Origin of the sequence: Erythrobacter sp., from assembly GCF_024305245.1 — a bacterium.
Lineage (GTDB): Bacteria > Pseudomonadota > Alphaproteobacteria > Sphingomonadales > Sphingomonadaceae > Erythrobacter.
The window spans coordinates 116,592-136,660 of record NZ_JAMWYX010000004.1 but is presented as its reverse complement, the minus strand read 5'-3'; the positions used below and the strand labels follow the sequence as shown (position 1 = coordinate 136,660).

The 20,069-nt window shown below is 65.2% G+C and carries 14 protein-coding genes; 6 read left to right on the top strand and 8 right to left on the bottom strand.

Going from position 1 to position 20,069, the window contains the following annotated elements:
* Positions 1-147: 147 nt before the first annotated feature.
* The gene (putA, locus tag Q0L48_RS07440) at positions 148-3,291 is read left to right on the top strand and encodes a bifunctional proline dehydrogenase/L-glutamate gamma-semialdehyde dehydrogenase PutA (RefSeq protein ID WP_296719126.1); all 3,144 of its coding nucleotides are present in this window, start codon (positions 148-150) and stop codon (positions 3,289-3,291) included.
* A gap of 31 nt (positions 3,292-3,322) precedes the next feature.
* On the opposite strand, the gene Q0L48_RS07435 is transcribed toward putA, so the two are convergent.
* The 5 genes from Q0L48_RS07435 to Q0L48_RS07415 all read right to left on the bottom strand — a co-directional run bounded on the left by Q0L48_RS07435 (position 3,323) and on the right by Q0L48_RS07415 (position 7,315).
* Positions 3,323-4,591, bottom strand: coding sequence for a DUF418 domain-containing protein (locus tag Q0L48_RS07435; protein WP_296719125.1), 1,269 nt, complete (start codon positions 4,589-4,591; stop codon positions 3,323-3,325).
* Positions 4,588-4,875: a hypothetical protein gene (locus Q0L48_RS07430; protein ID WP_296719123.1), complete on the bottom strand. Its 288-nt coding sequence runs from the start codon at positions 4,873-4,875 to the stop codon at positions 4,588-4,590. The genes Q0L48_RS07435 and Q0L48_RS07430 overlap by 4 nt, the downstream gene beginning before the upstream one ends.
* 208 nt (positions 4,876-5,083) lie before the next feature.
* Entirely contained in the window at positions 5,084-5,527 is a 444-nt protein-coding gene (locus Q0L48_RS07425) for a DUF4126 family protein (RefSeq protein ID WP_296719122.1), read from the bottom strand.
* A gap of 174 nt (positions 5,528-5,701) precedes the next feature.
* On the bottom strand, positions 5,702-6,568 hold the full coding sequence (gene mtnP, locus Q0L48_RS07420) for an S-methyl-5'-thioadenosine phosphorylase (RefSeq protein WP_296719120.1): 867 nt from the start codon (positions 6,566-6,568) through the stop codon (positions 5,702-5,704).
* 42 nt (positions 6,569-6,610) lie between these two features.
* Positions 6,611-7,315 carry a glutathione S-transferase family protein gene (locus Q0L48_RS07415; RefSeq protein ID WP_296719118.1) on the bottom strand — a complete coding sequence of 235 codons (705 nt, stop codon included), beginning with the start codon at positions 7,313-7,315 and terminating at the stop codon, positions 6,611-6,613.
* A gap of 188 nt (positions 7,316-7,503) precedes the next feature.
* Between Q0L48_RS07415 and Q0L48_RS07410 the strand changes: the two genes are divergently transcribed.
* From Q0L48_RS07410 to Q0L48_RS07395, 4 genes are read left to right on the top strand one after another with little or no spacing between them, the layout of a single operon-like run.
* A complete protein-coding gene (locus tag Q0L48_RS07410; RefSeq protein ID WP_296719114.1) occupies positions 7,504-8,931 on the top strand; it encodes an aldehyde dehydrogenase family protein in 1,428 nt (475 codons plus the stop codon).
* Positions 8,932-8,978: 47 nt separating this feature from the next.
* Positions 8,979-9,761, top strand: coding sequence for a M48 family metalloprotease (locus Q0L48_RS07405; protein ID WP_296719112.1), 783 nt, complete (start codon positions 8,979-8,981; stop codon positions 9,759-9,761).
* Complete coding sequence (locus Q0L48_RS07400) at positions 9,758-11,104, top strand: phosphotransferase (protein ID WP_296719110.1); 1,347 nt, start codon at positions 9,758-9,760, stop codon at positions 11,102-11,104. The genes Q0L48_RS07405 and Q0L48_RS07400 overlap by 4 nt, the downstream gene beginning before the upstream one ends.
* Positions 11,105-11,106: 2 nt before the next feature.
* Positions 11,107-12,393, top strand: coding sequence for an acyl-CoA dehydrogenase family protein (locus Q0L48_RS07395; RefSeq protein WP_296719108.1), 1,287 nt, complete (start codon positions 11,107-11,109; stop codon positions 12,391-12,393).
* Between the two features lie 7 nt (positions 12,394-12,400).
* Here Q0L48_RS07395 and Q0L48_RS07390 read toward each other — a convergent pair whose 3' ends face one another.
* Positions 12,401-13,675 carry an APC family permease gene (locus tag Q0L48_RS07390; RefSeq protein ID WP_296719685.1) on the bottom strand — a complete coding sequence of 425 codons (1,275 nt, stop codon included), beginning with the start codon at positions 13,673-13,675 and terminating at the stop codon, positions 12,401-12,403.
* A gap of 194 nt (positions 13,676-13,869) precedes the next feature.
* Here Q0L48_RS07390 and Q0L48_RS07385 point away from each other — a divergent pair, with 194 nt between their 5' ends.
* Entirely contained in the window at positions 13,870-17,193 is a 3,324-nt protein-coding gene (locus Q0L48_RS07385; RefSeq protein WP_296719106.1) for an amidohydrolase family protein, read from the top strand.
* Positions 17,194-17,214: 21 nt separating this feature from the next.
* Here Q0L48_RS07385 and Q0L48_RS07380 read toward each other — a convergent pair whose 3' ends face one another.
* Together Q0L48_RS07380 and Q0L48_RS07375 are read right to left on the bottom strand one after the other, a co-directional pair.
* Complete coding sequence (locus tag Q0L48_RS07380; RefSeq protein WP_296719103.1) at positions 17,215-17,943, bottom strand: sigma-70 family RNA polymerase sigma factor; 729 nt, start codon at positions 17,941-17,943, stop codon at positions 17,215-17,217.
* Entirely contained in the window at positions 17,943-20,063 is a 2,121-nt protein-coding gene (locus Q0L48_RS07375; protein WP_296719683.1) for a flagellar biosynthesis protein FlhA, read from the bottom strand. The genes Q0L48_RS07380 and Q0L48_RS07375 overlap by 1 nt, the downstream gene beginning before the upstream one ends.
* Between the last annotated feature and the right edge of the window lie 6 nt (positions 20,064-20,069).

Genomic DNA, 20,069 nt, shown 5'->3' with positions numbered 1-20,069 from the left:
CTTAACAGCCGGTCGCCTGCGTTCAAGCACGCCGCCTGCACTGGGCGGCCGCACCGGAGCAATGTTGCAAACACTGAACTTGAAGCGCAGCCGCTGGGGGTTCAAGGCGCGGCGAATTGCCCCGATTCGTATGAGGTGAACACATATATGGCCGACGCAGCAGCTGCTTTTTCCTTTGCCCCCGTGGATCGCACCGCGCTGCGCCGCGCCTATCGCGCCGAGGAGGAAGCCTGCATCGCCGAGCGGCTGGAACAGGCGGCTCCGGCTGTGCGGGTCCATGCCGATGCCGCCGCTCTGGCAATCCGCCTGATCGAAGGCGCGCGCGAGGAAAAGGCCAGCGGGGTCGATGCCTTCCTGCAGCAATACGGGCTCGACACGGATGAAGGCATCGCGCTGATGTGCCTTGCCGAAGCGCTGCTGCGTGTGCCCGATGCCGCCACCGCCGACGCGCTGATCCGCGACAAGATCGGCACCATCGACTGGGGCGAGCATCTGGGCGAAAGCTCGTCCACCTTCGTCAATGCGGCGACCTTTTCGCTGATGCTGACCGGCGAAGTGCTGGAACAGCCCGAGGCGCACCAGCGCGGGATGGGCAAAGTGCTGAAGCGCACCATGAACCGGCTGGGCGAGCCGGTGATCCGCACCGCGACGATGCAGGCAATGCGGATTTTGGGCGGGCAATTCGTGTTCGGCCGCACGATCGAGGAAGCGCTGAAGCGCGCGGCCCCCGAACGTGCGAAGGGCATCACCCACAGCTTCGACATGCTGGGCGAGGCCGCAATGACCTATCACGATGCCGAAAAGTACCGGCTGGCCTACGAAGCCGCGCTGACCCGGCTGGCGCGCGAGGCTGGCGCAGGCGTGGGCGGATCACCGGGCATTTCGGTCAAGCTGTCGGCGTTGCATCCCAAATACACCTTCTTCCACGCCGATCAGGCGCGCGCGGCGATGGTGCCGGTGGTCAAGGCGCTGGCGATCAGGGCGCGCGATGCCGACATCCACTTCACCATCGACGCCGAAGAAGCCGAGCGGCTGGAACTCAGCCTCGACATCATCGAGGAACTGGTGGCGGATGATGAACTGTTCCGCCGTCCCGACGGCAGCCGCTGGGAAGGGTTCGGGCTTGCGGTGCAGGCCTATCAGAAGCGCGGCGTGCCGCTGTGCGATTGGGCGGGCAAGCTGGCCCGGCGACACGGGCGCAAGCTGTTCGTGCGGCTGGTCAAGGGCGCATATTGGGACAGCGAGATCAAGCTTTCGCAGGTCGGCGGATATGATGATTACCCGGTGTTCACCCGCAAGGTGGCAACCGATGTGTCCTACCTCGCCTGCGCCGCGCGCCTGTTCGAACACGCCGATGTGATCCACCCGGCCTTCGCCACGCACAACGCCTACACCATCGCATCGATCAAAGAACTCAGCGAAGGGCGATCATTCGAATTCCAGCGCCTGCACGGGATGGGCGAGGAAGTGTATGACGCGCTCCACGCGCTCGAAGGCAACCGGCGAACCCCGGTGCGTATCTATGCTCCGGTCGGCGGGCACAAGGAACTGCTCGCCTATCTGGTGCGCCGCCTGCTGGAAAACGGCGCGAACACCAGCTTCGTCAACCGCATGGGCGATGCCGATACCGCGCCCGAGGAGCTGGTCGGCGATCCGGTGGCCGAACTCGCCGCGCTGGCTCCGCGCCGCAATCCGGCGATCCCGCTGCCTGGCGATATCTTTGCAAACCGCCGCAACAGCGCAGGCATCGACCTCAGCGATCCGCTGGTGCGAGAACCGCTGCAAGCGCGGCTGACATCGCTCGAAAACGTCCACTGGCGGGCCGAGCCGACTTTCCCGGCGGCAAATCCGGGCGAAAGCGCCCCGATCACCATGCCGCATGATCTGTCTGTGGTCGTCGGCACCCGCCGCGATGCCACGGCCGAGGAAGTCGATGCCGCCTTCACCCGCGCCGCCGCGATCCAGCCGGGTTGGGATGCACTGGGCGGCGACAAGCGCGCCTTGCTGCTGGAAGAAGCCGCCGACCTGTTCGAAGCGCATACCGACGAATTCCTCAGCCTGTGCCAGCGCGAGGCGGGCAAGACCCTGCTCGATGCGGTGCTGGAGTTGCGCGAAGCGGTCGATTTCCTGCGCTTCTACGCGGTCGAGGCGCGTCGGCAATTCGCTGCACCGATCATGCTTCCGGGGCCGACGGGGGAAGAGAACAGCCTCTCGCTGCACGGCCGCGGCGTGTTCGCCACGATTTCGCCGTGGAACTTCCCGCTGGCAATCTTCACCGGCATGGCCGCCGCCGCGCTGGCGGCGGGCAACAGCGTGATCGCCAAGCCCGCCGAACAGACCCCGCTGATCGCTGCGCTGGCGGTGAGATTGTGCCACGAGGCGGGTATCCCGCCCGAAGCGTTGCAGCTCCTTCCGGGCGCGGGCACTGTCGGCCAGTTGATCACCGCCCACCCCAAGCTCGCAGGCGTCGCCTTCACCGGTTCGACCGAGACCGCGCAGGCGATCAACCGCACGCTGGCGGGCAGAGATGGCCCGATCGCCACGCTGATCGCCGAAACCGGCGGGCAGAACGCGATGATCGTCGACAGTTCGGCCCTGCCCGAACAGGTGGTGCGCGATGTGGTGGGAAGCGCTTTCCAAAGCGCCGGGCAACGCTGTTCGGCGCTGCGGGTGCTGTATCTGCAGGATGACATTGCCGATCAGATGCTCGAAATGATCCGCGGCGGGTTCGAGGCGCTGCATATCGGCGATCCGGCGCATCTCGCCACCGACGTCGGCCCGGTGATCGATCCCGATGCGCAGGCGCGGCTGGAACGCCACGTAGCGCGCTGCCTGACAAGCGAGCGCAAGGTCACGCGCCTGCCGCTGCCACCGGGGGTGGCAAAGGGCTGCTTCGTCGCGCCGACCATCGTCGAGCTCGGCTCGATCCGCGATCTGCAACGCGAACATTTCGGCCCGGTGCTGCACGTCGCGCGCTTCCGGGCGAGCGAATTGGGGCAGGTGGTCGAGGATATCAACGCCACCGGCTTCGGCCTAACGCTCGGCCTGCACAGCCGCATCGCGGAAACGCGGCGGTTCGTGAAGGCGCGCGCGCGGGTCGGCAATTTCTACGTCAACCGTAACCAGATCGGTGCGGTGGTGGAAAGCCAGCCGTTCGGCGGCGAGGGCCTGTCGGGCACCGGCCCGAAAGCGGGTGGGCCGCACTATCTGCTGCGCTTTGCCACCGAACGGGTGATGACGATCGACACCACGGCAGCGGGCGGCAACGCCAGTCTGCTGGCGGCGGGGTGAGATCAGCCAAGCGCTTGCACGGTGAGCGCCGTCACGCCGGCATCGCCCGCGTGACGGCGCGCCGCATCGGCGGGCGCGCGCCGTAAGTCAGCGCCCGCCAGACCCATTCGAGCGGACCATAGGCAAAGACGCGCAGCCACCAGTGGCTGACGACGATTTGCGCTGCGAAAAAGCCAAGTCCGCAAACGGTCAGCGCGAGCGGGCCGATCTTGCCCAGCATGTCGAGCGCGGGGGTGAAGCCGTAAAGCAGCAGGCCGATGGCGATCCCTTGCGCAATGTAATTGGTCAGCGCCATCCGGCCGACCGGCGCAAAGATGCGGACCAGCCCCGATGCACCCGAATGATAGACAAGCACGATCAGGCAGACATAGCCGACAGCGAGTAGCGGGACGCTGGCGAAATGCAGCGCGGTCTTCATCCCGGCGAGCGGTGCGAGTGCTGCAAACGTCTCCAGCGAAAGCGCTGTGGCCACAAATTCACCCGCAAGACCGAGCGGCAGGCATACCGCCAGCCAGAAGCGGTATTGCGGCAGCAGCTCGCCCGAGCGCTGCAGCCAGCCGCGACGCGCGACGTAAGCGCCGATCATGAACCGCCCCAGCGCATAGGCGAGCCAGCCGACGATCAGCCCGCCCGACAGCCATTCGACGAAGGTCAGTTGCTGGAACAGCCCGAATTGATCGGCGTAACTTGTCGCCGATTGGCGTTCGAGAATGGCCGCATCGGCATAGGCCATCTCAAGTGCAGGGCCCATCGTGCCGAGCCGTTCGAGCACAAGGTCCAGAACCGGCCGACCGGCAAAAGCGAACACCAGTCCGCCAATCAGCAGCAGCCGGTCGCTGGCGTTGCGTAGCGCGAACAGCGCGAAGCCTGCGATGGCATAGACGTGCAGGATGTCCCACGGCCAGAAGAAGGCGCAGTTGATGATGCCTATCGCCAGCAGCACCGCAAGGCGGCGCAGATAGAGCGTCCCGAAGCTGCCGCTTGTGCCGGTTGCCGCCCCCGTCACCGCCGCCCGGCCCATCATCCGCTGCATCTGCACCCAGAAGCCTGCGCCGAACAGGAAGGCGAACAGCGTATTGGCCTTGTCATAGAACAGCCACGTGGCGAGAAATTCGGTCCATCGGTCGGCGCGCGTCGCTGTCAACGCCGCCCATTGCACCTCGGTCGTCAGAAATGGCGGCGCGGGCCAGGTGTTGAGATGAACCATCAGCACGCCCAGCAGCGCAAAGCCGCGCAGCACGTCGAGCACGCCGACGCGCTCCTGCGACGTTATGGGGGCGGCACCTGTCGCAGAAATCATGGCTGGCTGCATTCGCCCTCGAAATGATCCGGCGTAGAGAACAGCCGTTTCAGCAGTCGGCCTTCACCAAAACCGCATCGGGATGGAGCGGAACCGCGCGAATGATCTCCGCCTGCTTGCAACTCTGCTTCGATGGTCGGGAGCGCGGAAACCGCCGATGCAACCTGCGCGGTGACCAGCCTGCCGTCTGCGGCATCCGCAGCGGCAACGACGAATATGCCTGCGATTGCCAGCCACAATCCAGCGGCCGCGATTGCCATTCCGGGTTTGATCGAACCACGCATCTCCGCCTCCTGATCTCACCGGACACGGCTTTCCCGACGGCGGCAGCGCGGTTTCCCTGCCCAGCCCGGAAGGTCTGAATTATCGGTGGATTTCCTGAAGCAATACTGCGCCGCAAAGCGGGTGAGCGTCAACGCCGCCAGCGTCAATAAATCGTCAAAAATGCAGCCAGACGCGCGCCCGGCAATGCCGGAGAGCCGCTTTTTCCGGTCAGGCCCGCACCACTGCCACGGCTGACCCAAGCACCGCTGCGTCCTCGACAAAGCCGGTGGCGGCCTGGCTTTGCCGCTCCATCGCCTTCATCCGCGCGCGCCATCCGACATAGGACGCGATCAGCGCGGTCGTGCCGCCGACTGCCGCAGCCGTCCAGCGTTGGTGCCGCGGCGCAAGGGCGGCGCCTGCAATTGCCGAGGTGGCGAACCGTGCCACCAGACCCGCCGGCATCACCCGGTCGGGCGCGGATTGAAGCTTGTCGCCCGCCATTTCGCCCACGGCGAGCGCGACCGCACCGGCGACCACTGCGGGATGGCTTAATATGCGCGGCGCTCCGTTATCGCGGGGAAGCTCTCCGCGCGCCGCCGCTACCGCGACAACGGCGAGCGGGGTCAATGCTCGCTGGCCTCCGACAAGACCCATCAGGATCGATTTCAACACGCGCTTTCCTCCGTGGTGGTTCTTCCGTGGTGGCCTGCATCCGAGCAAGTCGCGCAGCGGATGATTGATCCGCCCGGCAGGCTCGCCGGTTGCTGGCGTGCGGCGGCCCGTGCGGAGGTCACGGCTGCCCGGCGGAAGAGGCATCACGGCGCGCGCCGGAATGCGGTTGCGGTTTTACCCGAGCAACCGCCGGGCGACCGCATCGAGGTTCGCCAGCACAGCCGGATCATGCTCGTCGGGCGAAGTGATCACCGCATCGTCCAGCGCGTTGTCGATCGGCGAGGGATCGCGCGTCTTGGGCAGGGCTTCGATGAAGTTTTTCACCATTGTCCTGGCAAGCGCGCCGTTGGCCTGCATCTGCCCGATCACCTCGGCGACATCCACCGCCTCGCCCTCGCGCCAACAATCATAGTCGGTGACCATGCCGACCAGCGCATAAGGCAGCTCAGCTTCGCGGGCGAGTTTCGCTTCGGGCATCGCGGTCATGCCGATCACATCCGCGCCCCACTGGCGGTACATCCGGCTTTCGGCGCGGGTGGAAAATTGCGGGCCTTCCATGGCGAGATAGGTCGCGCCGACCGCGACCTTGCCCTTCGCCTTGGCGACCGCTTTGGCTGCCATTTCCGACAGGCGCGGGCACACCGGATCGGCCATCGAGACATGCGTGACAAACCCGTTGGTGAAGAACGTGCTGGGGCGATGCACCGTGCGATCGATGAATTGTTCGACCACGGCAAACCGTCCCGGCTCCAGTTCCTCGCGCAAGCTGCCGACTGCGCTGATCGCGAGAATATCGGTGCATCCCGCGCGCTTCAGCGCATCGATATTGGCGCGCGAATTGAGCTGCGTCGGCGTAATCGGATGCCCGCGTCCGTGGCGAGGCAGAAAGCGCACCTTCACCCCGGCGAACGTGCCGCACAGAATTTCGTCGGAGGGATCACCCCACGGCGTGTCGATCGCGATCCATTGCGCATCCTCGATGCCGTCTATCGCATAGAGACCCGATCCGCCGATGATCCCGATGCACCATTCACTGGCCATGTGCGCTGCTCTTGCCCCTTGATTGCTGTGCCGGTGGTGGGATTAGGTCAGGTCGAAGCGGGTCGGCAAGGCCTTGCGGATGATTGTATCCGCCGCCGCGTAAGGTTCCGCAATCGCAGGAAGCGCCTGCATCGCGGCAAAATGTGCTTCGAGCGCGGGCCATTGCCCCAGCGGCGTTTCCGCCACCAGCGACACCTGCATCAGCACGCAGGCGACCGAGATATCGGCAATCGACACGCTATCGCCGGCGAAGAATTCGCGCCCGCCCAGCCGCGCCTCCAGCACATCGAAGATCGGCGGCAGCTGATTGGCCCAGGTATCGCGCGCCTTGTCGAGATCGGGCTCCTGCCCCTTGCTCACTGCGAAGAAGATCGGGCGGAAGATGCCCAGACCCCCGGCCATCGCCAGCGAGGTGTCGGCATATTCCTCGATGAACAGCGCCTCGCCCAGCGCCATCGGGTCTGCGGGATAAAGCGCGGGTTCGGGATGCTTGCGTTCGACCATCGCGCAAATGGCCGAGCTGTCGGCGATGGTGCCCGCCACACCTTCCTCTGCCACCGAACGGTCGCGCAGCACCGGAATGCGCTTCATGGGCGAGATATCGCGGAACCATTGCGGCGGGTCGAACACGTTCACCGCCTCGGTCTCGTAGGGGACGCCCTTGGCGATGCACACGCCTGCCACCTTGCGGGCAAAAGGCGAAACAGGGCTGCCGTAGATGACCAGATCGGGGCGGGAATCACTCATGCATGCTCTCCGTGTAGGCGTGTTCGGTTGCTTCCATAAGCGCCCGCCCCGAATGCGCAATCGTCAGGCGGAGCGAACAGCCCCGCCGCCGACACCACCACCACAGCCAGCGATTGCGTTTTGCTTTGCAACGCGCCAGTTTACGCAGGCGAGGGACGACTCCCCCATTCGACGAGAGAGGAACCATCATGGCCACGCAGTATAAAAATCTTATCAACGGCGAAATGATCACCACCGACCGCTGGCTCGACGTGGTCAACCCGGCGACCGAACAGGTCATCGGCCAGGTTCCGGCTTGCGGCCAGGACGAGCTCGACAAGGCAGTCGCCGCCGCGCGCGCCGCGTTCAAGAGCTGGAAGAACACGCCGATCGAGGAACGCCGCGCCGCGATCATGGCGATTTCGGGCGCGATCAAGGCCAATGCCGACGAACTCTATCGCCTGCTGACCAGCGAACAGGGCAAGCCGCACGATCAGGCCAAGGGCGAAATCTACGGCGCGGCGGGCATGAGCGCGGCGCAATCGACCCTCAGCCTCGATGACGAAGTGACCGAGGACAGCGACACCCGCCTGTCGCGCACCCGCCGCGTGCCGGTGGGCGTGGTCGCCGGGATCGTGCCGTGGAACTTCCCGGTGATGATGGCGATCCAGAAGATCGTGCCCGCCATGCTGTCGGGCTGCACCATCATCCTCAAGCCTTCGCCCTTCACTCCGCTGACCACACTGCGGATCGCCGAACTGATCGCCGACAAGGTGCCTGCAGGCGTGGTCAACATCATCACCGGCGAGGACGACCTTGGCCCGATGATGACTTCGCACCCCGATATCGACAAGATCACCTTCACCGGATCGACCGCGACCGGCAAGAAGATCATGGAGGGCGCCAGCGCCGACCTGAAGCGCATCACGCTCGAACTCGGCGGCAACGACGCCTCGATCGTGCTGCCCGATGCCGATCCCAAGAAGGTTGCCGAACAGCTGTTCTGGTCGAGCTTTTCCAACGCCGGGCAGATCTGCGTCGCGGCCAAGCGCGTCTATATCCACGAGGATATCTATGACGAACTGTCCGCCGCGATCGTCGAATTCGCCAAGACCGTAACCGTCGGCGACGGCGCACAGCAGGGCACAGGAGTCGGCCCGATCCAGAACAAGAAGCAGTTCGACCGCGTGGTCGAATTGATCGAGGATGCCAAGGACAACGGCTACAAGTTCCTGCTCGGCGGCAATGTCGATCCGAGCGGCACCGGCTACTTCGTGCCGCTGACCATCCTCGACAACCCGCCCGAAGACGCGCGGATCGTGGCCGAGGAACAATTCGGCCCGGTGATGCCGCTGATGAAGTTCTCCAGCGAGCAGGAAGTGATCGCCCGCGCCAATGCCAGCGATTACGGGCTGGCGGGCGCGGTGTGGACCGGCAACCCGGAAAAGGGCGTCGAAATCGCCGAACAGCTCGAAACCGGGACGGTGTGGGTCAACGAATTCCTCCACCTGTCGCCCTTCGCGCCGTTCGGCGGGCACAAGCAGTCGGGCTTCGGCGCCGAATACGGCAAGGAAGGCCTGAAGGAGTTCACCTATGCGCAGGTAATCACCGTCAAGAAGGACAACGTCCCCGCTTGATAATCGGGCGGTTGGCGAGCATCGTACGGCCAGAGGGAGGATGACTTATGCTTAAGGGAATCAAGCTTCTGGCCGCGCTTTCACCGGTGCTCGCCGCCGCTGGACTGGCCGGTGCGACAATGCTCGCACCGGCGGCTCCGGCCCATTCGCAGAGCATGGGCGACGTCATGGGGGCAGCCAGGAAAGTGGCGCAGGCCGCAACCGTATCGGACGAACAGATGGTCGCCTATTTCGGGCAGATGTCCGACGAGATGGACCGCCGGAACCCGCTCGCTCCGGCGAAAGATCCGTATGCCGTCCGCCTCGCCAAGCTGACGCAGGGACTGGACAGCTATGATGGGCTGAACCTCGATATCAAGGCATACCTCGCCGATGACGTGAACGCCTTTGCGATGGGCGATGGCACGGTGCGGGTCTATTCCGGGCTGATGGACGCCATGAACGACGATGAAGTGCGCTGCGTGATCGGCCACGAAATCGGCCATGTGAAGCTGGAACACGGGCAAAAGCGGATGCGCCGCGCGCTGCAACAGGATGCGGCACTCAGCGTTGCCGGAACCGCCAGCGGCGGGGTGCGCCAAGTCGCCAATTCGGAACTGGGCGGGCTGCTGCAGAACGTGATGTATGCGCAGCATTCGCAAAAGGCGGAAACGGCGTCGGATGACTACGCGCTCACCTTCATGGCGGCGCGAGGCTACAATCTGCAGGGTTGCCCTTCCGCGATGGACAAGCTGGCGGCGTTGAATGGCGGCGGTGGCGGGATTGCACTGCTGCAGACCCACCCCAACCCCGCCGCGCGCGCCAAGCGGATGCGCAAGCAGATCAAGTGATCGATACAGATATACTGCAGGCGGGTTTGGCGCGGGTGTGTACCCGCGCCGGGCTTGGCGCGATGTCGGAAGAGCCGCAGCGGCTCACCGGCGGGGCGGTGATGGAAAGCTGGCGCTTTGTGTCCGGGGACGCGGCTTTCGTGCTGCGCCGCGCGCCGAGTATCGCTTTCATGGAAGGGCGGCCTTACGGGCATGCTACCGAGGCCGCGCTGATCGAGGCGGCGCGCGCCAAGGGTGTGACCGCGCCGGAGGTCGTGGCGGTGCTGGAAGAAGCGGACGGCCTCGGTTCGGGCTTCATCATGGGCGCGCTGCCGGGGACCGCTGATCCCAAGGTCATTCTGGCGTGCGGCGATCCGGCGGGGTTGCTGCGAGAGGCGGCGCGGGACTTGGCGCGGATTCATCGCCTGCGTCAGGCCGATGTGCCCGCAGGCGTACCGGTGATGGATTACCGCGCCGCGATTGCCGACCTCAAGGCGCAGTTCATCGAAGCGGGCGGGGATCGCCCGATCATTGCTCTGGGGCTGAAGTGGCTGGAGGACAATTGTCCCACGCCAGTCGAGCCTGTCCTCAATCACGGCGATTACCGCATGGGCAACCTGCTGGTCGAAGGCTCGCGCCTGACCGGCGTGCTCGACTGGGAACTCGCCCATTTCGGCGACCCCCACGAAGACCTCGCCTTCGGCTGCATGGCGGTGTGGCGCTTCGCCCGCTACGACCGGCCGGCGTTGGGGCTGGGGAGCATCGCGGACTACCTCGCCGCCTATGAGGCCGAGGCGGGGGGAACAATAGACCCGGCGCGCTTCCGCTTCTGGACGATCTTTCGCACCGTGTGGTGGGCGCTCGGTTGCCTCAAGATGGCGGCGCAATGGCGCTCGGGCGCGGACCGGATGCTCGAACGCGTAGTGATCTCAAGGCGTACGAGCGAGCAGGAACTCGATCTGCTGCTGCTGCTGGAGGAGGATGCTCCGGAGGCGGAGCGGGAACCAGCATGCTTCGATTTCGAAGTGGAGAAAGAAGCTGGCGAGGCGACCAATGGTGAGCTTGCTGAAGCCGTCATCGAGTGGCTGGAAACGATCAAGCCGCTGATGTCCGGACATGACCGTTTCCAGCACGCGGTCGCTCGAAATGCCCTCAAGATGATTGTGCGGGACGAATCGCTCTGGCCTCGGGCGTGTGATCGTGAGCGAGCACGGGACATTCTCTCCGGAAAAGAATCCCTCGCAACGCCAAACTTGCTCTGGGATTTGCAGCAAGATGCAATCGAGAAATTAAGCGCAGACGTCCCTGGTTATCCCTCGCTGGCTGTGGCGCGGGAGCGATGGGTGATGAAGGAGAAGGAATAACCATGGACTTCGCCATCCCCGCCGAACTGCAAGCCTATCTCGATGAACTCAATGCCTTCATCGCCGCCGAGATCAAGCCGCTCGAGCAGCAGGACGACAATATCCGCTTCTTCGACCACCGCCGCGAATATGCGCGGACGGACTTCGAAGCGGGCGGGCTGCCCCGGCACGAGTGGGAAGAACTCCTTAAAGAGGCCACCCGCCGCGCCGACAAGGCGGGCCATTGGCGCTTCTCTGCGCCCAAGCGTTACGGCGGCAAGGATGGCAGCAACCTCTGGATGGCGGTGATCCGCGAGCATTTCGCGCGCCAAGGGCTGGGCCTTCACAATGACTTGCAGAACGAGCACTCCATCGTCGGCAATTTCCCCTTCGTCGCCATGTTCGACCAGTGGGGGACCGAGGAGCAGAAGCAGGAATTCATCACCGGCGGGTTCGAGCGCACCCGCCGCGTCGCCTTCGGCCTGACCGAACCCGACCACGGATCGGACGCCACGCACATGGAGACGGTCGCCGTCCGAGAAACCCGCGATGGCATCGACGGCTGGCTCATCAACGGCGAGAAGATGTGGATCACCGGCATGCACGTCGCCACCCACTGCGCGATGTTCGCGCGCACCAGCGGCAAGGCGGGCGATGCCAGCGGTATCACCTGCTTCCTCGTCCCCAACCCCACCGAGGGCCTGAAAATCGAGGAGTGGATGTGGACCTTCAACATGCCCACCGATCACCCGCGCCTCAGCGTCACCAATGTCTGGGTGCCGGACGAAGCTGTACTGGGCATCGAAGGGCGCGGCCTCGCGCTGGCGCAGAGCTTCGTTCATCAGAACCGCATCCGGCAGGCGGCGTCGAGCTGCGGCGCGGCGCTCTATTGCATCGACGAGAGCGTGAAATATGCGCGGGAACGCAAGCCCTTCGGCGAGGAACTCGCCCGCAATCAGGCGATCCAGTTTCCGCTGGTGGAGCTCGCCACGCAGTCGGAAATGCTGCGGCTGCTGATCTTCAAGACCGCGTGGGAAATGGACAATATGCCCCACGAACAGATCGAGCGCACCATCAGCGACAAGGTCTCGATGTGCAATTACTGGGCGAACCGGCTGGTGTGCGAGGCGGCGGACCGGGCGATGCAGGTCCACGGCGGCATCGGCTATTCGCGCCACAAGCCGTTCGAACACATCTACCGCCACCACCGCCGCTACCGAATCACCGAAGGCAGCGAGGAAATCCAGATGCGCAAGGTGGGGGCGTATCTGTTCGGCTATCTCGGGCCAAAGCGGGGCCAGTTTTCCTGAAATTCGGTTAGTCGAAGACGGGATCGGGAACCCGCGCCTCCTGGCGGCGCGCGACGAAATAGAGCCCGGTTCCCACGATCAGCAGCACGATCATCAGCCCGAACGCGCTGGCCGGCGCCTGGATCATGGTGAACACGGTAAACCCGCCCGACACCGCCATCACCGGCCACCAGTAGAGCGCGAGGCGGCCATTGTGCCGCTCGTCCGTGCGGCGCATCAGGACGACGAAACTGGCGATCACCAGCAGGCTTGTCACCGTCGATGCCAGCGCTGTGACCTGCGCCAGAAAGACGAAGGCTCCGCTCGACAGCATGACGGCTGTGGTAGCGGCGAACAGTAGCACCGCACGGTCGGGCGCCTGGAACCGGGGCGATATATGGGCGAATGTCGCGGGCAACAGACCGCGATCGGCCATGCCAAAGACGATCCGCGGCCCGCCGATGAAAAAGTTCAGTGCACTGGTTGCGATCGAGAAGACCGCTGCCACGCTGACGATCAATACGCCTGTGTCGCCCATCACGGCTCCGGCGGCGGCAGCCAGCGGGGTTGCATCCCCATTGCTCTGGGGGGCTCCAGCCGCGATGAAAGCCCATTGCACCATCATGTAGAAAACGGTGATCAGCGCCAGCGAACCCAGCATCGTTAGCGGCAGATCGCGCCGTGGTCGCTTCAGTTCGCCGGCCGACAACGCCCCAAGCTCCGCACCCGAAAATGCGAAATAGACCAGCAGCGCAATGCTTTCGAACTGGCCGAAACGCGGCAGCACGAACTCGGTCGCAATCCCCCCCGAAGCGTAGGCCACCCCGCAAAGCAACAGAATCGGCGTAAGCTTGAGCACGGTTCCTACCGCCAGCGAACCGATGCTGTTGCGCATCCCCGATAGAACGATCCCGGTCAGCGCCGCGAGCAGGAACGCCAGCGCCAGCGCCCGGGCACCGGGTTCGGCCAGCACCGGAAAGATAACCGCCATGTAAGCAACGAGCACATACAGGGTCGCAGCACGGCCAGCACTTATGCCGAGCACTGCCCAGAACCCGATCAGAAAGCCGACAAACGGACCGAATGCGGCTTGTATCCAGAGCTGCGGCCCGCCCGATGAGCGGAACATGTTGCACAGCCGGGCGACGATCAGCGTGCCGCAGGAGTAAAACAGGCCGAAGATCAGGAACATCCACGGCGCGAAATTGCCGACTTCGGCATAGAGCAGCGCGGGCAAGGCAAAGATCCCTGCCCCGATCATGCCGTTGATGCTCATGAGCGTTGCGCCTACGGGTCCGACCACCCGCGGCGGCGTGCGTGCTTCGGTCAAACGCGATCCCCCCTTGTCGCGACGGTGCACCGCACCGAATTTCGGCAATAGCCTGCGAGGGGGTTAGCATGGACCAGCAATGGGGCCTAATCGACAAATGACATATGTGACCGCTGGCAATATCCTTGCGCGCCGCTAGTCTCCCCCTCAACAGAGGAGACATTTTCATGCGCCATATCGCCGCCGCCCTGCTCGCCGGGGCCGCCTGCATTGCAGCACCGATCTCAGCCCAATCGAAGGGCAAAGACGCCAAAGCCGAGACAAGCTGGAGCGTCGAAGCGCCCAAGGGTGCGACAATCACGCAGGTTTCGATCAAGACCGACGAAGGCACGTGGATGGATGTCGACGTCGCGCCAAACGGGCAGACGCTCGCCTTCACGCTGCTCGGCGATATCTACACCATGCCGATTACCGGCGGCACGCCCAAGCGCATTACCGAAGGCCTTGCGTGGGACGTGCACCCGCGTTTCTCGCCCGATGGCACCCGCATCGCGTTCACTTCCGATCGCGGCGGCGGGGACAACATCTGGGTTATGAACATCGACGGCGGTGACGCGCGGCAGGTGACCAAGGAAGATTTCCGCCTGCTCAATCAGCCAACTTGGTCGCCCGACGGGCGATTCATTGCCGCCAAGAAGCATTTCACCACCGGCCGTTCGCTCGGCACAGGCGAAATCTGGCTGTATCACGTCAGCGGCGGCGGCGGGGTGCAGGTGGTCGAGCGCGCCAACGAGAAGCTGCAGAAGGAACTGGGCGAGCCGGTGTTCGCCCCCGATGGCAGCGCAATCTACTACACCCGCAACACCACGGGCGGAAACATCTTCGAATACGCGCAGGATTCCAACGCGGGCATCTTCGCGATCGAACGCCACGATCTGGCGACCGGCGAAGTCACCACCGCAGTCGGCGGCTATGGCGGCGCGGTTCGCCCGGCACCCTCGCCCGACGGCACCGAGATCGCCTTCGTCCGGCGCGACAAGGATCAGAGCCAGTTGTGGGTGAAAGACCTCTCCAGCGGGCGCGAGCGGATGATCTACGGTGCGCTTGATCTGGATGTGCAGGAAACCTGGGCGGTCACCGGGGTCTATCCCAATATCGACTGGTTGCCCGATAGCAGCGGGATCGTGTTCTGGGCGGGCGGGAAGCTCAACCGCGTGAATCGCGACGGCAGCGGCCATGCGGTGATCCCGTTCGCGATCAACGACACCCGGGGCGTGGCCGATGCGCCGCATCCGGTGATCGAAGTGTCACCCGATCGCTTCGCCACTTCGATGCCGCGCTTCGCCACGCTTTCGCCCGATGGTTCGCGGGTGGTGTTCGAAACCCTCGGACGGCTGCATTCCAAGTCGGCCAGGGGCAAGGACGCCCCCGCTCCTCTGACCGGCGATCCGGCAGATGCAGTGGAAGCCTTCCCCGCGTTCAGCCGTGATGGCGGCAGCCTCGCCTACGTGCGCTGGAACGACAAGACATTGGGCGAGATCGTGCTCGCCGATGCCAATGGGCAGAACCGCCGGGTGCTGACCGGCCCGGGCCATTTCGGCAACATTGCCTTTTCGCCAGATGGCAGCATGATCGCCTTCGAAAAGCGCGAAGGCGGATACCTGACCGCGCCCGAATATTCGGAAAACCCCGGTGTTTACGTGATGCCTACAAGCGGCTCCGGCGAGCCGCGTCTTGTCAGCCGTGACGGCGGCAGCCCGCAATGGGGCGCGGATAGCGACCGGCTGTTCATGCTGACCGGCGATGGTGACAAGCTGGCGCTCGTCTCCACCGACCTCAACGGCGAAGCCAGCCGCGTCCACGCGCGCGGCGAACTCGCCAATGATTTCCGCATCGCGCCTGATGGCCGAACCATCGCCTTTCGCCAGAATTACGAAGTGTTCGCGATGCCGCTGGTGCCGGGCGGCAAGCCGGTCGACGTCAGCGAAAAGGGCGGTGCGCTGCCGGTCACCAAGGTCAGCAGCGGCGGCGCGGATTACCTCGGCTGGGCGAACGGGGGCGAAACCCTGTTCTGGTCGATCGGGCCGAGCCTGCAAAGCGCACAGGTCAGCGACTTCTTTGCTGCTGCACCCAAGGCCGATGACGACAAGGCGAAAGGCTATGCCCCGCCCACCGGCGGCATTGCGCTGGGCGTGACGGTGGAGAAAGCCGCGCCGAGCGGCACCACGGTAATCACCGGGGCGCGAGTGCTGACGATGGCGGCGGGCCTTGCCGCGGATGATGCCGGGGTGATCGAAAACGGCATGATCGTGATCGAAGGTGACCGCATCACCGGCGTCCACGATGCCACGACCGTGAAGATGGCCTTCCCCGAAGGCACGCGCTTCATCGACGCCAGCGGCAAGACCATCATGCCCGGCCTCGTCGATGCGCACGCGCATGGGCCTTACGGGGTCGGCGATCTGATTCCGCAGCAGAACTGGACGTTGCTGCAGGATCTGGCGCTGGGCGTGACCACGGTTCACAATCCGTCGAGCCAGGCCAGCACGGTGTTCGCCGCCGCCGAACGCCAGCGCGCAGGGCTGACGCTGGCCCCGCGCATCTTCTCGACCGGAGAGATCATCTACGGGGCCAAGGCGCCCGGCGTGTATGCGCGGATCGATACCTATGACGATGCGCTGGCGCATGTGCGCCGGATCAAGGCGCAGGGCGGTGTCTCGGTGAAGAACTACAACCAGCCCCGCCGCGAACAGCGGCAGATGGTTGCGCGCGCGGCCGCAGCCGAAAACATGCTGGTGGTGGCCGAGGGCGGATCGCTGTTCGGGATGGACATGAACCTTGTCGCCGATGGCAATTCCACAATCGAACACAATGTCCCGATCGATGTGTTTTACGAAGACGTGCTGCAATTCTTCGGTCAGTCGAACAGCAATTACACCCCCACGCTGGTGGTGACCTATGGCGGGCTGGCGGGCGATCCTTACTGGCGGCAGGCAATGGACGTGTTCGATCACCCGCTGATGATCCACACCCCGCCCCGCGCGCTGCTGGCCGCCAATGCCCGGCGGGTGAAAGCGCCGGAGTGGGCCTTCGTCGATGACAATTCCGCACGCGAGGCGAAGAAGCTGAGCGAGCGCGGCGTGAAGGTCAGCATCGGTGCGCACGGCCAGCAATCCGGGATCGGCGCGCATTGGGAATTGTGGAGCTTCGCGCGCGGCGGGATGAGCCCGGTCGAGGCGCTGAAGACGGGCACCATCGCTGCGGCACAATCGCTGGGCATGGCGAAGGATATCGGCAGCCTCGAAGTCGGCAAGCTGGCCGACCTCGTGATCCTGTCCGACGATCCCAGCGTCGATATCGCCAATTCGGACAATATCGAACAGGTGATGCTCGGCGGGCGGTTGTACGATGCGGCAACGCTCAACGAAGTCGGCACCGGCACCGCGACCCGCCAGCCCTATTGGTGGAACGCCAATGGCGGCAAGGGTGCGGGCGGATCCGAAGCTGCGACCCACGCAGGCCAAGGTCACGCCGATGGCGATGCGGGCTAGTTCGGTCTGGGAGGGGGCGGCTTAACCCGCCCCCTCCTCCATCAGCGCCTTCAGGTCTTTCAATGCCTTGGCGCGCAACTGGTGGACGCGCGGCACGCTGACATCGAGCACGGCGGCGATTTCGGTGAGGTTCATCTCCTCGACGAAGAACAGCTGAAGCACCAGCTTCAGCCGGTCAGGCAGCGCGATCATCGCGCGCAGCAGCCGTTCGCGGTCCTCCGCCGCGCACAGCGCCTCGAACGGGTCGGGATCGTCGCTGGCAAAGGCGGTGCTGGTCTCGTCATATTCCTCGGCAATCGAGGTCAGCGTCACGCCTGCGCTTTCCAGCGAGAGCAGTTCGGCATCGTCCACGTCCAGCATTCGTGCCAGTTCGGCCCGGCTCGGCTCCCGCCCCAGCGTGCCGCGCAGGCTGGAGAGCGCGCGTTCGAACGCGGCGCGTTTGCGGCGGGCGGTGCGGGTATCATGGGCGGCGCGGCGCACCTCGTCCAGCATTGCCCCGCGCACCCGGATCTTGGCATAGGCGGCAAACCCGTCCTCGGTCGGCCCGGCGTGGCGCTGGGCGCATTCGGTCAGCGCCACCATCCCGGCCTGCACCAGATCCTCGATCTCCAGCCCGCTGCGTCCGTTGCCGTTGATGTGCCACGCCGCGCGGCGCACCAGCGGCAGGAAACGGCGGACGCGGTCTTCGACCTCGGCGCGGGACGGCGCATAGGAGGTGGCGGCGGCAAAGCCGGTATGGTCATGTTTCATCAGGCAGGCTCCGTCGCATCAGGCGCAGCAAGCGCGGGCGTTTCGGGCGGGTTCGGCTCGCCGATCACGCCGATCACCGCGATTGGCTGGGTCGGGGGCAGTTCGGCAATCGACAGGACAAGGCAGCGCGGGCTGCGCTGCTTCAGCAATGCGGCCAGTGCGCGGCGGGCCGGCGGCTGGACGATCAGCGCAATCGCCGCCTTCTCGGCATCGGCAAGGCGGTTCACCTCGCGCACGATCATGCCGCCGCATTCCGGCTCGATCAGCGGCTGGCCGGTGGCAGGATCCACCATCCCGCCCAGGATCGCGCTCTCCAGCCCGGCATCCAGCGTCGCCACCTTCAACGGCTCGCCCGGCGCGGCGATTCGGGCGATCAGCCGCGCGCCCAGATCGGCGCGGACGATATCCACCACCGCATCGAAATCGGTGGTCTTCTGCAAGGCGAGCGCCAGCGACGTGAACAGCGGCTGCGGGTGCGCAAGGGCGATCCCGTCGGCTACCAGCACGCGCAGGATGCGGGTTAGCGCGGGCAGGGTCAGTGGATCGGGTGTGACAGCCTCGACCAGCGCGGGCGCGCGGGCCTTGAGGCCATCGACCCATTCGCGCACCTCGTCCGGGCCGAGCAGCTGGTGCGCTTCGGTCAGCAGCGCCTGATTGGCGTGGGTGGCGATGACAGTGGCGGGATCGACCACCAGGAACCCCTCGGCCACGGCATGATCGCGCGCGGAGGGGGCAATCCACAGCGCCGGGCAATCGAAGCTGGGATCGCGGGTCGCCTCGCCGGTCAGCCCGAGTTCCGCATAGGGGCCGGGACGGACCTCGCCCGCGTCGATGGCGAGCAGTTTGCCCGGCCTGACATTGCCGCGCGCGATGCTCACCCCGCCCAGCAGCACGGTATAATCCTGCGCCGCCAGATCGAGCGAATCGCGAATCCGGAACTGCGGCAATACGAAGCCCAGATCGCGCGACAATTGCTTGCGGATGCCGGTAATGCGGGTGATCAGGGGCGCGCCCTGTGCCTCATCGACCAGCCCGACCAGGCCGTATCCCAGCTCCACCGTCACCAGCGTCTGATCCGACACGTCGGCCAACGCGATATGATCTGCGGCAGGCTCGGCAGCGGGTGCGGGCGGCGGCGGCGGTGCGGCGGCGCGGCGTTTCAGCTGCCACCAGATTGCCGTCGCTATGGCCGCACCGGGGAAGAAAATCATCTGCGGCATGTCTGGTACCAGCCCGATCGCGCCGAGGATCAGCGCCACAGGCAACCAGCCGCGCGGATCGGCGAACTGGCCGCCGATCTGCCCGGCAAGGTCGCGGGTGTCGGAAACGCGGGTGACAATCGCGGCTGCCGCAATCGACAGCAGCAGCGATGGCACCTGCGCGACCAGCGCATCGCCCACTGCCAGCGTGACATAGACCTCGCCCGCCTCGCTCGCCGAAAGACCGTGGCTGATCATGCCGAGCGCGAACCCGGCGAAGATATTCACCCCAAGGATCAGCAGCGCGGCAATCGCGTCGCCCTTCACGAATTTGGAGGCGCCATCCATCGACCCGTAGAAATCGGCTTCAACCGTCACTTCGCGGCGACGCTCGCGCGCCTCGTCGGCGGTGACGAGCCCGGCGGCGATGTCGGCGTCGATCGCCATCTGCTTGCCCGGCAGCGCATCGAGCACGAACCGCGCGGACACTTCCGACACCCGGCCCGCACCCTTGGTGATGACGATCATGTTGATGATCATCAGGATTGCGAACACGAACAGCCCGACCGCGAAATTGCCGCCGACCAGAAACGCGCCGAAGCTTTCGATTACCTCGCCCGCCGCCGCGCCGCCTTCGTGCCCGCTCATCAACACGATCCGGGTCGAGGCTACGTTCAAGGCCAGCCGCAGCAGGGTCGCGAACAACAGCACGCTGGGGAAGCTGGAGAAATCGAGCGGTTTGCGGGCGTTCAGCGCCACCATCAGCACCGCAATCGAAATGGCGATATTGAGGACGAAGAAGATATCCAGCAGCAGCGCCGGGATCGGCAGCACCATCAGCGCCAGCAGCGCGAAGATGCCAGCCGGCAACACCATAGCCGCGGGCATGGCCAGCACGCGCTGAAGCGGGGTGGCAATCATGGCAGG